The organism is Cupriavidus sp. 01L46 (assembly GCF_056399905.1).
Genome location: NZ_JBFTSF010000026.1, coordinates 1 through 13949 on the forward strand (window position 1 = coordinate 1; position 13949 = coordinate 13949).

Annotated in this window: 13 protein-coding genes; 11 read left to right on the forward strand and 2 right to left on the reverse strand. The window is 66.9% G+C overall.

Annotated features, from left to right (window positions below):
* The 6 genes from AC1DS3_RS07115 to AC1DS3_RS07140 all read left to right on the forward strand — a co-directional run.
* On the forward strand, positions 1–263 hold a 263-nt coding region (locus tag AC1DS3_RS07115; RefSeq protein WP_477126906.1), incomplete at its 5' end, for an alpha/beta fold hydrolase.
* Between the two features lie 39 nt (positions 264–302).
* A complete protein-coding gene (locus tag AC1DS3_RS07120; RefSeq protein ID WP_441631444.1) occupies positions 303–1349 on the forward strand; it encodes a 2,5-dihydroxypyridine 5,6-dioxygenase NicX family protein in 1047 nt (348 codons plus the stop codon).
* A complete protein-coding gene (locus AC1DS3_RS07125; RefSeq protein ID WP_441631446.1) occupies positions 1346–1975 on the forward strand; it encodes an isochorismatase family protein in 630 nt (209 codons plus the stop codon). The genes AC1DS3_RS07120 and AC1DS3_RS07125 overlap by 4 nt, the downstream gene beginning before the upstream one ends.
* Positions 1976–2218: 243 nt before the next feature.
* Positions 2219–4627: a xanthine dehydrogenase family protein molybdopterin-binding subunit gene (locus AC1DS3_RS07130; protein WP_477126907.1), complete on the forward strand. Its 2409-nt coding sequence runs from the start codon at positions 2219–2221 to the stop codon at positions 4625–4627.
* A 6-nt stretch (positions 4628–4633) separates the two neighbouring features.
* A complete protein-coding gene (locus tag AC1DS3_RS07135) occupies positions 4634–5461 on the forward strand; it encodes an FAD binding domain-containing protein (RefSeq protein ID WP_441631450.1) in 828 nt (275 codons plus the stop codon).
* An 8-nt stretch (positions 5462–5469) separates the two neighbouring features.
* Positions 5470–6636, forward strand: a complete 1167-nt coding sequence (locus tag AC1DS3_RS07140) for a xanthine dehydrogenase family Fe-S subunit (RefSeq protein ID WP_441631452.1) — start codon at positions 5470–5472, stop codon at positions 6634–6636.
* Positions 6637–7478: 842 nt separating this feature from the next.
* Here the strand turns inward: AC1DS3_RS07140 and AC1DS3_RS07145 are convergent.
* Positions 7479–8105: a LysE family translocator gene (locus tag AC1DS3_RS07145; RefSeq protein WP_441641002.1), complete on the reverse strand. Its 627-nt coding sequence runs from the start codon at positions 8103–8105 to the stop codon at positions 7479–7481.
* Positions 8106–8263: 158 nt separating this feature from the next.
* Positions 8264–9040 carry an IclR family transcriptional regulator gene (locus AC1DS3_RS07150; RefSeq protein ID WP_441641001.1) on the reverse strand — a complete coding sequence of 259 codons (777 nt, stop codon included), beginning with the start codon at positions 9038–9040 and terminating at the stop codon, positions 8264–8266.
* A gap of 97 nt (positions 9041–9137) precedes the next feature.
* Between AC1DS3_RS07150 and AC1DS3_RS07155 the strand changes: the two genes are divergently transcribed.
* The 5 genes from AC1DS3_RS07155 (at position 9138) to AC1DS3_RS07175 (ending at position 13915) form a co-directional block, all read left to right on the forward strand.
* Positions 9138–10118: a tripartite tricarboxylate transporter substrate binding protein gene (locus AC1DS3_RS07155; protein WP_441641000.1), complete on the forward strand. Its 981-nt coding sequence runs from the start codon at positions 9138–9140 to the stop codon at positions 10116–10118.
* Positions 10119–10224: 106 nt separating this feature from the next.
* Entirely contained in the window at positions 10225–10908 is a 684-nt protein-coding gene (locus AC1DS3_RS07160; RefSeq protein WP_441640999.1) for an RraA family protein, read from the forward strand.
* On the forward strand, positions 10905–11840 hold the full coding sequence (locus AC1DS3_RS07165; RefSeq protein WP_477126908.1) for an NAD(P)-dependent oxidoreductase: 936 nt from the start codon (positions 10905–10907) through the stop codon (positions 11838–11840). The genes AC1DS3_RS07160 and AC1DS3_RS07165 overlap by 4 nt, the downstream gene beginning before the upstream one ends.
* Positions 11841–11928: 88 nt before the next feature.
* Entirely contained in the window at positions 11929–12912 is a 984-nt protein-coding gene (locus AC1DS3_RS07170; protein ID WP_477126909.1) for a Bug family tripartite tricarboxylate transporter substrate binding protein, read from the forward strand.
* A gap of 1 nt (position 12913) precedes the next feature.
* Positions 12914–13915: a Bug family tripartite tricarboxylate transporter substrate binding protein gene (locus AC1DS3_RS07175; RefSeq protein WP_477126910.1), complete on the forward strand. Its 1002-nt coding sequence runs from the start codon at positions 12914–12916 to the stop codon at positions 13913–13915.
* Positions 13916–13949: the final 34 nt, after the last annotated feature.

Here is a 13949-nt window from a genome sequence, read left to right on the forward strand (position 1 = left end):
GCTTCCAGGGTTTCCATACCGACGATGTGCATGCCGACCTGCCGGGCATTGGCATTCCCGCGTTGTTGATGGTGGCCGGCCGTGGCGATGTGGTCCGCGCCGAGGATATTGAAGAGATTCGCGGCCTGTTGCCGCAGCTTGAGGTCAGCCATGTGCCGGGCGCCGGCCACATGATTCCGTGGGATGACGAGGCGGGTTTCTACAGCGCGCTGGGCGACTTCCTCGGCGCCGAAATCGTCCCCCGGCACATGGCCGCGGCCTGAACTACCGATCTACCGATCTACCGATCATCAGGAGAGAGCATGCCAGTCAGCGACCACGCCCTGATCCAGGCCTGGAAACAGGTCCTCACGCTGTCCCGGCTCGCGCCCGGGCAGACCGTCACCATTCTCACCAGCGCCGCCACGCATCCGCAGACGTTGTCTTGCGCGCTGGTTGCCACGCAGGCGATGGGCGCCATCGTCAATCGCCTGGACCTGCCGCCCGTCAACGCAGACAAGGCCTTGAGCCGCGATCCGCTGGCCTACCTGGGCACAACGGCGCTCACCGGCAACCGCGCGGCCATTGCCGCGCTCAAGGAGAGCGACCTGGTGCTGGACCTGATGACGCTGCTGTTCTCGCCCGAGCAGCACGATATCCTCAAGACCGGCACCAAGATCCTGCTGGCGGTGGAGCCGCCTGAAGTGCTGGTGCGCATGGTGCCCACCGAAGCCGATCGCGAGCGCGTGAGCGCCGCCAACGCGCGGTTGTCGCGGGCGAAAGAGATGACGGTGACATCTGACGCGGGCACCGACCTGCGCTGCCCGCTCGGCGAATTTCCCGCCATCAGCGAGTACGGCTTTGTCGACGAGCCGGGGCGCTGGGATCACTGGCCCAGCGGCTTCGTGCTGACCTGGCCGAACGAGGGCGGCGCGAGCGGGCGCATCGTGCTGGACAGCGGCGACATCCTGCTGCCGCAGAAGGGCTACGTGGCGGATCGGGTCGAGTTGACCGTGGAAGGCGGCTTTGCCACGCGCATCGAAGGCGGCCTGGATGCCGAGCTGCTGAACGACTACATGGCATCGTTCAACGACCGCGAGGCCTATGCCATCTCGCACATCGGCTGGGGCCTGCAGCCGCGCGCGCGGTGGTCCACGCTGGGCCTGTATGACAGGGAGGCCTCGATCGGCATGGACGCGCGGGCTTACGAGGGCAATTTCCTGTTCTCGCTCGGCCCCAACAACGAGGCAGGCGGCAGCCGCACCACCGCCTGCCATATCGATATCCCGTTGCGTAACTGCACCGTGAGCCTGGACGGCGAGGACGTGGTCCGGCAAGGCAAGGTACTGGACGGACGGAACAGCAAATGACGAGACATTGCGAACTCCCCACCTACGAGCGCCAGGGCTTCGGCACCCAACTGCCGCTGCAGGGCCCCGTAGGCCTGCTGATCGTCGACTTCGTCAACGGCTTCGCCGATCCGGCGATGTTCGGCGGCGGCAATATCGCCGAGGCCATCGCCAACACGGTGCCGCTGCTGGACCGCGCGCGGGAACAGGGCTGGGCGGTGGCGCACAGCCGCATTGTGTTTGCCGACGACGACGGCGACCGGAACATCTTCACGCTGAAGGTGCCCGGCCTGCTGACGCTCAAGGAGCATGGGCAGGCCAGCGCGATCGTTGCGCAACTGGCCCCGCGCGATGGCGAACTGGTGGTGCGCAAGACCGTGCCGTCCGCCTTTTTCGGCACGTCGCTGGCGGCGTGGCTGACGCAGCGCGGCGTGCGCACGCTGGTGGTGGCCGGCGCGGTCACCAGCGGCTGCGTGCGCGCCAGCGTGGTCGATGCCATGTCGCACGGTTTCCGCCCGCTGGTGGTGTCGGACTGCGTGGGCGACCGCGCAATCCAGCCGCACGCGGCCAACCTGTTCGACATGGAGCAGAAATACGCCGCCGTGATGCCACGCGAGCAGGCGCTGGCGGCACTGGCACGGCTCTGAGCGGCGCCCCGCGCACTGCATCGGCTAAAGCCCCAATTGACGGTTGTCGTTTGCTTCGCCAATGTGGCGATACGCTCAGTGCACTGAATATATGCGGCGCGCATGCGCACTGGCGCATGGGTATGGCTTATCGATCAGCCGGTTGCCAGGACGATCGCCGTTCACGAACGCCACGAGCGCGACGGACCCCACGAACCCCACAAAGCAGTCACGGACGGCKGCAAGCCCGGGCTGGAGGAATGTATGGACAAAGACCACATCGAGAAGGAAGGCGGGCAGGGCGTAGGCGCGCGCGTGGCCCGCAAGGAGGACGCGCGCCACCTGCATGGCAAGGGCCGCTTCGTCGCCGACATCGCCATGCCCGGCCTGCAGGAGGTTGCGTTCCTGCGCAGCCCCATGGCGCACGCGCGGCTGCTGGCGCTGCACAAGCCGCAGGGGCTGGAGCATGCGGTGATCGGGCGTGACGACATGCATGGCGCGCTCGACATCGTGGCCGACTCGGCTTTCCCGTCGTACCAGCCGTCGGCGCAGCCGCCCTTGGCTGCCGGCAAGGTCCGCTTTGTCGGCGAGCCCATCGCCATGGCCTTCGCGCGGACCCGCGCGCAAGCCGAGGACATTGCCGAGCGCATCGTCGCGGAGCTGGATGAACTGCCGGCGCTCACCGATGTCGATGGCGCGCGGCAGGGCAGCGACATCACGCGCGTGCACGAGCACTGGAAGGACAACCACTTCCTCACACTCACCGCCGACAAGAATTTCGACACGCTCAGCAAGACGGCCTCCGTGGTGGTCAGCCGCAAGATCGACCTGGCGCGCCAGTGCATGGTGCCGATGGAAGGCAAGGCCGTGCTGGCTTACTGGGACCACCAGTTCGACCAGCTGATCGTCTACAGCGCCACCCAGGTGCCGCACATGATCCGCACGGTGCTCAGCCATTGCCTGGGCCTAGAGCAGGAGAAAGTCCGCGTGATCTCGCCCGACGTGGGCGGCGCCTTTGGCTACAAGTGCGTGCTGCAGCAAGAGGAACTGTGCATCGCCTGGCTCGCCATGACGTACCGCAAGCCGTTCCGCTTTATCGAGGACCGGCGCGAACACCTGACCGCGGGCGYCAACTCGCGCGAGCACCACTACGAGGTCACGGCCTACGCCGACGCGCGCGGGCGCTTGCTGGCGCTGGACGCCAGGATCGCCATCGACGGTGGCGCCTATTCGGTGTGGCCCTTCACCATCGGCCTCGAACCGGGCCAGGCCATCGGCAACCTGCCGGGGCCGTACGCCTTCGATGGCTACCGCTGCATCACGGAATGCGTGGCCACCAACAAGCCCGGCTTTGTCCCGTACCGCGGCGTGGCGCGCACTGGCGTGTGCTTTGCCATGGAACTGCTGATGGATGCGCTGGCGCGCGAGGTCAAGCGCGAGCCGTGGGAAGTCCGCTGCGAGAACCTGGTCCAGCCGGAATCCATGCCCTACGTCAACGTCACCAACAAGCACTTCGACGGGGGCGACTACCCGGCCAGCGTGCGCAAGGCCGCGGAGATGATCGGGCTGGCGCGCATCCGCGAGCGCCAGCGTCAAAGACTGAACGATCCTTCGGCCGGYTCGCGCTATCTCGGCGTGGGCTTTGGCACCTACACCGAGCAATCGGCGCACGGCACCTCGGTGTTCGCCGCCTGGGGCACGCCGGTGATTCCCGGCTTCGATTCCGCCACCGTGCGCATCACGCCGGACGGCGGGCTGGAAGTCCGCGTTGGCGTGCACTCGCATGGCCAGGGCATGGAAACCACCTTTGCCCAGATCGCGCACGAGATCCTCGGCATCGATGTGTCGCGCGTGAAGGTCGTGCACGGGGACACCGGCGTGACGCCATTCTCCACCGGCACCTATGCCTCGCGCTCGCTGGTGATGTCGGGCGGTGCGGTATCGCGCGCCTGCAAGGCGCTGGTGCCGCGCTTGCTGAAGATCGGCGCGCATATGCTGCAGTGTCCCGAGGACGAGGCGACGCTGGCAGGTGGTTCGGTGACGGCGGGCGAGGCCGCCGTGCCGATCAGCGAAATCGCCAACGCCTGGTACATCAACCCGCAGCGGCTGCCCGCCAATGTGGATCCCACCGGGCTGGAAACCACCATGGGCTACAAGCCCAACGTGGATACCGGCAGCTTCACGTACTCCACCCACGCCGCGCTGGTGGAGGTCGACACGGATTCCGGCCACGTCGAGATCCTCGACTACGTGGTGGTGGAAGATTGCGGCACCATGGTCAACCCCATGGTGGTGGAAGGGCAGACTTATGGCGGCGTGGCGCAAGGCATCGGCACGGCCATGTTCGAGGAGATGCGCTACGACGGCAACGGCCAGCCGCTGGCCTCCACGCTGGCCGACTACATGCTGCCCGGCCCGACCGAGATCCCCTCGATCCGCATCCACCATTTCGAGACGCCGTCGCCGCATACGGAATTCGGCGCCAAGGGCATGGGCGAGGGCGGCGCCATCGCGCCCCCCGCGGCCATCTTCAACGCGGTCAACGACGCGCTGGGCCAGTTCGGCGTGGAGTTGCTGGAGACGCCCCTCACGCCGCGCAAGGTGCTCGAAGCGCTGGCCCGCGCCGAGCAAGCCCGGAATCCGCAAGCCACGCCAACCAGAGAGGCGGCCTGAACCATCATGAAAGCAGCTGCATTCACCTATCACGCGGCCCCCACGCTGGCCGCCACCTGCGCCGCGCTGGCGGACCGCACCGACAACGCCAAGGTCATGGGCGGCGGACAGTCCATGGGCCCGATGCTTAACCTGCGCCTGACGCGGCCCGATGCCATCTACGATCTGTCGAAGCTTGCCGAGTTGCGCACGGTCGCCGTGCAGCAGGATCGCGTGCGCATCGGCGCGGCGGTCACCCATGCGCAGATCGAGGATGGCGAATTCCCGGCACTGCGCGGCGGCATGCTGCAATCCGTGGCGCGCGGCATCGCCTACCGCGCCATCCGCAATCGCGGCACCATCGGCGGCAGCCTGGCGCACGCCGATCCCGCGGCGGACTGGGTGGTGGTGCTGACCGCCGTCGGCGCGCAGATCGAGCTTGCATCCAAGGCCGGCACGCGCATCGTGCCCATGACGGAGTTCATGCTGGGTGCGTACACCACGGCGCTCACCGAAGGCGAGCTGATCTGCGCTGTCCATGTGCCCAGCCAGCCCGAGGCCGCGCGCTGGGGCTACCACAAGCTGTGCCGCAAGACCGGCGAGTTCGCCGAGGCCAGCTGCGCCGCGTACTTCGATCCGTCCACGCGCTTTGCCCGCATCGCGCTGGGCGCGCTCGACGGCGCGCCGGCGCTGCTGCGCGGCCTCGCCAGCGACATTGCCACGCACGGCCCCGCCGCGCTCACGCCGCAGGCCGTGCTGGCCGCCGTGACGCAGGCCACGCCGGCCAAGGATGCGATCGACCGCAAGCTCTGCTGCGTTGCCGTCACGCGCTGCATCGAACAACTTTTTAACTGAGGGCCGCAGTGGAAACCATCGCATTGACGATCAACGGCCGCGCAGCTGCCGGCGCCTGCGCGCACCGCACCCACCTGGGCGACTTCCTGCGCGACGGACAGGGCCTGACTGGCACCCACCTGGGCTGCGAGCACGGGGTTTGCGGCGCCTGCACCGTGCTGGTCGACGACAAGCCCGTGCGCTCGTGCATCACCTTTGCCAGCGCCTGCGCCGGCAGCAAGGTGGTGACCATCGAAGGCTATGACGACGACCCCGTGATGCGCGAGCTGCGCGCCGCGTTCAACCAGCACCACGCGCTCCAATGCGGCTACTGCACACCCGGCATGCTGGCCACCGCCCGCGACATCGTGCTGCGGCTGCCGGATGCCGATGAGGCAACCATCCGTCATGAGCTATCGGGCAACCTCTGCCGCTGCACGGGCTATATGGGGATCGTGGCCGCGATCAGCTCGGTGCTGGCGCAGCGCAAGCCGCGCGCTGCGGGCAGCACGGTGCAAGCCGTAGCCGTGGAGGTGAAACGCGAGTTCGTCTGCTTCACGCCTGCAGCCGACAGCGCTGTCCAGGCCCACGCCGAGCCTGCCGCCAAGGAAGAAGCCGAGCGCAGCGCCGACAAAAAGGGCTGGTCGCGCATCGACGGCGGCTTCAAGGTGCCGTTCCCGGCCGACGACGTGTGGCGCTTCATGGCGGACCTGCCGGCGGTGGCAAGCTGCCTGTCGGGCGCGGCGCTCACCGAGCAGGATGGCGATCGCGTCAAGGGGCATGTGGCGATCAAGTTCGGACCGATGGCGGCGCGCTTCAACGGCGCGGCGCGGCTCGAGCGGGACGACGCGAACCGGCGCGGCGTGCTCAAGGGCGCGGGGCAGGATTCACTGAGCAACTCCAAGGCCGCTGGCGATATCACCTATGTGCTGCAGGCGATATCGGCGGGCGAGACCGAAGTGCTGATCGACCTGCAGTACTCCCTGCAAGGACCGCTGGCGCAGTTCTCCCGCTCCGGGCTGGTGCGCGATTTTGTCCGGCGCATGATGGCGGATTTCGGCAAGAACGTCGCCCGCAAGATGGACCCGTCGCTGTCGGAGAGCGAGCGCAGCCAGGTCACGCAGATGAATCCGGTAGCGATGATGGTGGGTGTGATGTGGGAGAGGGTGAAGCGGGTGTTCGGCGTGGCCCGCTGACGCGGGGGGTGCGTTGTGGGCGGGGTTTTATTGCATCTAGCTGCTGTCGCGGCTGTACGGGGTTGGCCGTTTTGGAACGTGTGGGATGTCACTTTTCTTTACTCGTAAAGAAAAGTGACCAAAAGAAAGCGATCCTTGCAGGAGGCTGGCTTGTCGGGGTTGCGTAGCCCGGTGGTTTCGTCGTCAGGCCCCGGGTTTTAATGGCCTCATGCCGTTACCGATTTGAATGGCCACGATCCTGCGGGTGGCGCTGGTTTCGTGGTGAGGCTGCTCGGTAGCGGCATCCCTGCTCATTCATCTATCTGCCGGTACCGGTGCAAAGTGCCACGATATATCACGCCGTGATGGTTTCGTGGTGGGGTGGGCGCGGCGGAAGAATTCTTTGGCCTTTCGATTCGGTGCCACYGCGCCCACGACGGAAACGGGACGCTTGCAACTTCGTGGCCGCCTGCACCGCGAGCGACAGACGGCTTGAAGTTCGTGGTGGGCGCTACCGGGGGGGCACCACGCATCCCTGGGCATATGCAGGGTCGTGGTGATCTAAACTGGTAACGGCACGAGTCCATTAGCACCCGGGGCCGTACGACGAAACCATCGGGATTCCCAATGACGCCACGCCAGCCTCCTGCAAGGATCGCTTTCTCTTGGTTACTTCTCTTTACGAGTAAAGAGAAGTGACATCTCACACGTTCCAAAACGGCCAACACCGTACAGCCGCGACAGCAGCTAGAAGTAGTAAAACCCCGCCCACAACGCACCCCCCCGCGTCAGCGGGCCACAAGCAATACACATCGCACACTCCCCCCACTGAAGCATCAAAACTCCGAACTCCCAGCTCCGCCCTACATCCTCGACGACGCCAGCCKCGCGGCCAGCCCCAGGAACACCACCCCCGCAAACCAGTTCAGCGCGCGCTGCGCGCGTGCCGAGCGCAGCAGCAGGGCGCCGAACATGGCCGAGCAGTAGGCGATGACCGAAAAGACCAGCAGGGTGGCGATGATAAACACCACGCCGAGCACCATGATCTGCAGCCCGATATGGCCACGGTCCGGCGCGACGAACTGCGGCAGGAACGCAAGGAAGAAGATCACCACCTTGGGGTTGGTCAGGTTCATCACCACGCCCCGGCGGTACATATGCCCCACGCCAGCCTTGTCGCCGCTGCCCTGGCGCATCGCGCCCACCGGGGCGCGGAACGCCTGCCACGCAAGATAGGCCAGGTATAGCGCGCCGGCGATCTTGAGCACCATGAATGCGAGCTTGGACGCGGCGAACAGCGCGGCCAGGCCAAAGGCGACCGCGGCTGTATGCACCAGCAGCCCGGTGCACAGGCCAAGCACCACGACCATGCCCGCGCGGGGCCCCCGCATGGCGGATTGCAGCAGCACAAAGACATTGTCCGGGCCCGGCGTCAGTCCAAGCACCACGGCGATGCCAAAGAATGGCAATAGTGTCTCGAGCGGGGGCATGCGCTTCACTCCTTTGCTTCAGCGGATATCGCGTTGTCGGGTTAGGCCCGGTATCGGAAAAAATCGGGCAAGAGGCATGGCCGGAGCATCCGGCGCGCCATCCGCATATTGCCAGCCAGACGGCGTTTTGTGCCAGCCAGACGTGCAGGCAGGCCCGGTCAGGGGTGCCAGGTCGCCGGACTGCCCGAGGCGGCCTCCGGCGCCGGCCGATGGCTTCCCGCCATCGCATACGAGAGCTGGTTGGCCGCATCCATGACGGTCTGTGCCAGCGCGAGCAGCCTTTGCTCGCTCAGGCGAGAGGACGGGCCGGAGATGCACGCCGACCCGAGCAGCTTCCAGTGCAGGCCAAACACCGGCGCCGACACGCTGGAGACTTCCGGCTCGCGCTCGCCCATCGACAGGTGATAGCCCCGCCGCCGGATCGATTCATAAGGCTCGCCCGGCTCCCCGGAAAATGCCAGGATGACGCGCCCCGGCGCGCCGCTGTCCAGCGGCAGCGCTGAGCCGATGCGCACATGGTGCCGGATGGCTTGCGGCCCTTCCACGCGCACCAGGCACATGCGCTGCTGGCCCTCGCGCACGTAGAACGACGCGCTTTCCCCGGTCCTGATGGTCAGTTCCCGCAGTACCGGCTCCACCACTTCGTGCACATTGAAGGTGGCCTGGTAGCACGCACCCAGCCAGCCGGCGGCGCGCCCGAGCCGCCAGCTGCCGTCCTCCTTCTGGACCAGGTAGTCGTCGCTTGCCAGCGTGCGCGCGAGGCGCAGCACGGTGGTCTTGTGAAAGCCGGTGCGGCGGCTGAGCTCGGCCAGTGTGAGTTGCGCGTCGCTGACACCGAAGGCTTCCAGGACGCGCAGCGCCCGCCGTACCGCGATGACGCCGCCGCCGGCGTCGTCAGCCGCCTCGCCGGCGATGGGGGAATTGGAGGAGTCCATGGTGTGGAATGGGTTGCGTACAGTGAAACCGTATTGTACTGCGTGCAACGACCATCCAGAATCCGTTCCAACAAATAACGAGATCTGGAGACAAGCAATGACGCTGCTGCGCCGCGGCCTGACCACCGCCATCCTTTGCGCCCTGGCCTTTCCGGCCCTGGCGCAGGCTCAAGCTCAAGCCTATCCCGCCAAGCCCATCCGCGTGATCGTGCCGTTCCCGGCCGGCGGCGGCACGGACATCATTGCCCGCGAGGTCACCAACAAGGTAGCGATGGCCCAGGGCTGGCGCTTCGTGGTGGACAACAAGCCGGGCTCCGGCGGCAACCTCGGCGTGGATGCCGCGGCCAAGGCCAGCGGCGACGGCTACACCATCGTGCTCGGCCAGACCAGCAACCTGGCCATCAACCCCACGCTCTACCGCAAGCTGCCCTACGACGTGGCGAAGGACCTCACGCCGGTGGGCCTGGTGGCCAGCGCGCCGCTGGTGCTGGTGACCAACGTGGATTCGCCCTACAAGACGCTGGCCGATGTGGTGGCCGCCAGCAAGGCGCGTCCGGGCACCATCAACGTGGCCTCGCCGGGCAACGGCACCGTGGCGCACCTGACCAGCGAGCTGTTCCAGAAGACGGCCGGCATCAAGCTCACCCACGTGCCATACAAGGGCGCGGCCCAAGCCGTCAACGACCTGATCGGCGGGCAGGTGCAGTTGTACCTGTCGTCGGTGCCGACGCTGATCGGCCATATCCGCAACGGCAAGATGCGCGCGCTGGCTGTCACCTCGGCCAAGCGCATGGGCGACCTGCCCAACGTGCCCACCATTGCCGAGTCCGGCTACGGCGGGTTTGAGGCCGTGACGTGGTTCGGCTTCGTGGCGCCCGCCGCCACGCCCAAGGACATCGTGGCGCGCCTGAACGCCGAGTTCAACAAGGCGCTGCAGGTGCCCGACCTGAAGAAGAAACTGAACGACCAGGGCGCCGACGTATTGGGCGGCACCCCCGAGCAGTTCGGCGCCCTGATGAAGAAGGACACCGTGCGCTGGTCGGCCGCCGTCAAGGCATCCGGCGCACAGGTCGACTGATTCCCGCACCCGTCGCCCACCCTCTCTATCCGCTTACCCGTTACCGCTTACCGCTTACCGGTTACCCCCTTACCCGTTGCCACCCCCGAATCCACGGAGCCATGCCATGAGCCTGCCCAACATCGTCAAATCCTTCGACCGCGTACCCGCCGACATCGTCGCCCAGGCCGCGAAATTCCAGCCTGCGATCCTGGCCGACGTGGCCGGCCGCCGGGGCGCGCTGCACGGCCGCATCAGGGCGTTGCGCCCGCACATGAAGCTGGCCGGCACGGCCTTCACGGTGGAGGTGCGCCCCGGCGACAACCTGATGATCCATGCCGCGATGGCGCTGGCCCAGCCCGGCGACGTGCTGGTGATCGACGGCAAGGGTGACCAGAGCAGCGCGCTGATGGGCACCATCATGATGAATGCATGCCGCCAGCGCGGCATCGCCGGCGTGGTGATCGACGGCGCGGTGCGCGACAGCCTGGAAATCGACGAAATGGATTACCCGGTGTTCTCGGTGGGCACCAACCCCAACGGCCCGACCAAGGAAGTGGGCGGGCGCATCGGCCACCCGGTCTCGGTCGGCGGCGTCACGGTCAACCCTGGCGACTTCATCTGTGGCGACGCCGATGGCCTGGTGGTGGTCGAGCGTGAAAAGATCGCATCGCTGCTGCCGCTCGCCGAGCACAAGGAAGCCGCCGAAGCCCGCCGCATCGCGCAGATCAAGGAAGGCAAGACCAGCGCCCCGTGGCTGCTCGCTTCGCTTGTTACCGCCGGCGTGCTGAAAGAGGGAGAGACGCTGTGAGCACCAAGCCAGCCATCCTCGTCACCGCGGCCGACCTCGCGCCACAAGCCGAGGCATTGCTCGGCGATTTTGAGATCGTCTACGCCGGCAAGAYGCCCCAGGCCGCCGATCTGGTGGCGCTGGCGCAGCGCCACAACCCGGTCGGCATCATCGTGCGCTACGGCGCCGTGACACCGGAGATCATGGACGCCGCGCCGGCCCTGAAGGTCATCTCCAAGCACGGCAGCGGCACCGACACCATCGACAAGCCCGCTGCCGCCGCGCGTGGCATCGAGGTCACGGCCGCGGTTGGCGCCAACGCGGCCGCCGTGGCGGAACAGGCCCTGGCCCTGCTGCTGGGCTGCGCCAAATCCTTGGTGCAACTCAACGAACGCATGCATGCCGGCCATTGGGACAAGGCCACGCACAAAAGCGTCGAGCTGGCGGGCCGCACCATTGGCCTGATCGGCCTCGGCGCCATTGGACGGCGCTTTGCCAGGATGTGCGATGCGATGGACATGCGCGTGATCGGTTTCGATCCGTTCGCTGCCGATCTGCCCGGCTACATCGAGCCGGTGGACCTGGACGCGATCTGGCGCGAGTCCGACGCGATCTCGCTGCACTGCCCGCTGACCCCCGAGAACAGGGCGATGATCAACGCCCAAACGCTGGCGCGCTGCAAGCCGGGCGTGATGCTGGTCAACACCGCGCGCGGCGGGCTGATCGACGAACCTGCGTTGCTGGCTGCGGTGCGGTCCGGGCAGGTGGCCGTGGCGGGGCTGGACAGYTTCGCGGTCGAGCCGATGACGGTGCCGCATATCTTCCACGGCCAGCCTGGCTTTCTGCTCAGCCCGCATATTGGTGGCGTGACCAGCGCTGCTTACGTGAACATGGGCGTGGCGGCGGCGCAGAACACGCTAGGCGTGCTGGCCGCGCTGAACGAAGCCGGCTAAGCGGGCCAAAGTCGCGCGCTGCGACGACAGCTGGGCAAGACGCACGAAACAGCGATTGGCCCCAGGAAACAAACAGCAGGAGACAACCATGAACACCAGATCAACCCGTGCATCGGTTCCGTGCCGCTGCGCGCTGGCAGCGATCGCCTTCATCGCCATGTCGGCGCACGCGCAGACCTGGCCTGAAAAGCCCGTCAGGATCGTCGTCCCTTACCCCCCGGGCGGCGCCGTCGACGCAGTCACCCGCAAGATGGCCCAGCGCCTCACCKAGCAAACCGGCCAGAGCTTCGTCGTTGAAAACAAGGCTGGCGCCACCGGCACCATCGGCACCACGCAAGTGGCGCGCGCCCCGGCCGACGGCTACACGCTGCTCGCCAACGACACTACGTATTCCTTGTTGCCGCATATTTTCAAGAAGTTGCCGTTCGACTACGCCAACGACTTGCAGCCGGTGGCCGCCTTCGTGTTCGCGCCGATGGCCGTGGCGGTCAAGGCAGACGGCAAGTTCAAGACGATGAGCGACCTGATCGCCGCGGCCCGCGCCGGCGATGGCAAGGTGAGCTATGGATCGGGCGGCGCCGGCACCACGCCGCACTTTGCCAGCGAAGCCCTGGGCGTGGCCACTGGCGCGCACTTCATGCACGTGCCGTTCAAGGGGGCGGGCGAGGCCACGCTGGCGCTGCTCGGCGGCACGGTGGACTATCAGATTGCTTCCACGCCCGGCGTCATCGGGCAGGTCAAAGGCGGCAGCCTGCGCCTGCTGGCGGTGAGCGGCGACAAGCGCCTTGCTGCGCTGCCCAATGTGCCGACCTTTGCCGAGGCGGGTGTCAAGGGCTATGGTGTCGTCAACTTCACCGGCCTGTGGGCACCCAAGGGCACGCCGCCGAAGGTGCTGGAGCGCCTTCAAAAAGAAGTGGCGGCTGCCATGGCCTCTCAGGACATGAAGACCTTCGCCGAAGGCATTGGCGCGAATCCGGGCTACTGGGATGCGCCGGCGTTCTCCAGGCAGCTCGCCGAGCGCACGGCATTCTGGGGCAAGATAGCGGCCAACACTGCGTTTGAAAAGCAATGACATGACGCTACAGCACATTTCCATTCGACGCCRCATCCCGGCATGCAGCCTGCTGCTGGCCGTGGGCGCTCTGGCATTGCCATCCGGGGTGAGCGCGCAAGCGCAGGCGTGGCCGGCCAGGCCGCTGCGGCTGGTGGTCGGCTTTTCCGCCGGAGGCCCGACCGATGTGGTGGCGCGCGGTTTCGCCGCGCAAGCGGGCAAAGGGCTGGGGCAGCCGATGGTGGTGGACAACAAGCCCGGTGCCAATACCATCATCGCGGCGCAAGCCGTAGCCAACGCCACGGACGGCCACACGTTGCTGATGGCAGCCACCAACCACACCATGATCCCGGCGCTTTACAGCACCCGCGTCAACTTCGACGCGATCAGGTCGTTCAAGCCGGTCTGCGTGGTCGCTGTTGCCCCCACGGTGCTGGTGGTCGGGCCTTCGTTGCAGGTCAGGACGTTGGGCGAGTTCCTGCAGAAGGCCAAGGCAAAGCCGTTGTCAGTCACCTATGGCACACCTGGCGTCGGCAGCTCGGTGCACTTCGCCAGCGAGCTGTTCGCGCGCGAGGCAGGGATACGCATGACCGCCGTCCCATACAAAGGGGCGGCGCAGGTGGTCAATGACCTGATGGCGGGGCAGGTGGATGCTTCGTTCGCGTCGCTCGGCTCCGTCTTGCCGCAGATCAAGGCGGGCAGGCTGACCGCATTGGCGATCGCCAGTCCGGCACGCTCCGCGCAGTTGCCGGACGTGCCCACCTTCGAGCAGGCCGGCGTGAAGGGCTATGCCGCCGACGCGTGGTACGGCGTCCTCGCGCCGGCAAGCATGCCGGACGCGCACGTGCGCATGCTCGAGCGCGAGGTGCAGGCCTACCTGGCCGCGCCCGGCACCACGGGGAAGCTGCGCGCGCTCGGGCTGGAGCCCGAGGCACTATGCGGCGAAGAGTTTGCCCGGCAGATCCGCCGTGAAGTCGCCACTTATAGCCAGATCGCCCAGGAGCTTGGGCTCAAGGCCGATTGATTTCGAGTCAACCTCATCGCGCGCTGCGCCATTG

What these genes read in the sequence shown, in the direction of transcription:
- AC1DS3_RS07120 (WP_441631444.1), top strand. Translation starts at nt 303, where the DNA reads ATGCCAGTCAGCGACCACGCCCTGATCCAGGCCTGGAAACAGGTCCTC.
- AC1DS3_RS07160 (WP_441640999.1), top strand. Translation starts at nt 10,225, where the DNA reads ATGAGCCTGCCCAACATCGTCAAATCCTTCGACCGCGTACCCGCCGAC.
- AC1DS3_RS07150 (WP_441641001.1), bottom strand. Translation starts at nt 9,040, where the DNA reads ATGGACTCCTCCAATTCCCCCATCGCCGGCGAGGCGGCTGACGACGCC.
- AC1DS3_RS07125 (WP_441631446.1), top strand. Translation starts at nt 1,346, where the DNA reads ATGACGAGACATTGCGAACTCCCCACCTACGAGCGCCAGGGCTTCGGC.
- AC1DS3_RS07155 (WP_441641000.1), top strand. Translation starts at nt 9,138, where the DNA reads ATGACGCTGCTGCGCCGCGGCCTGACCACCGCCATCCTTTGCGCCCTG.
- AC1DS3_RS07135 (WP_441631450.1), top strand. Translation starts at nt 4,634, where the DNA reads ATGAAAGCAGCTGCATTCACCTATCACGCGGCCCCCACGCTGGCCGCC.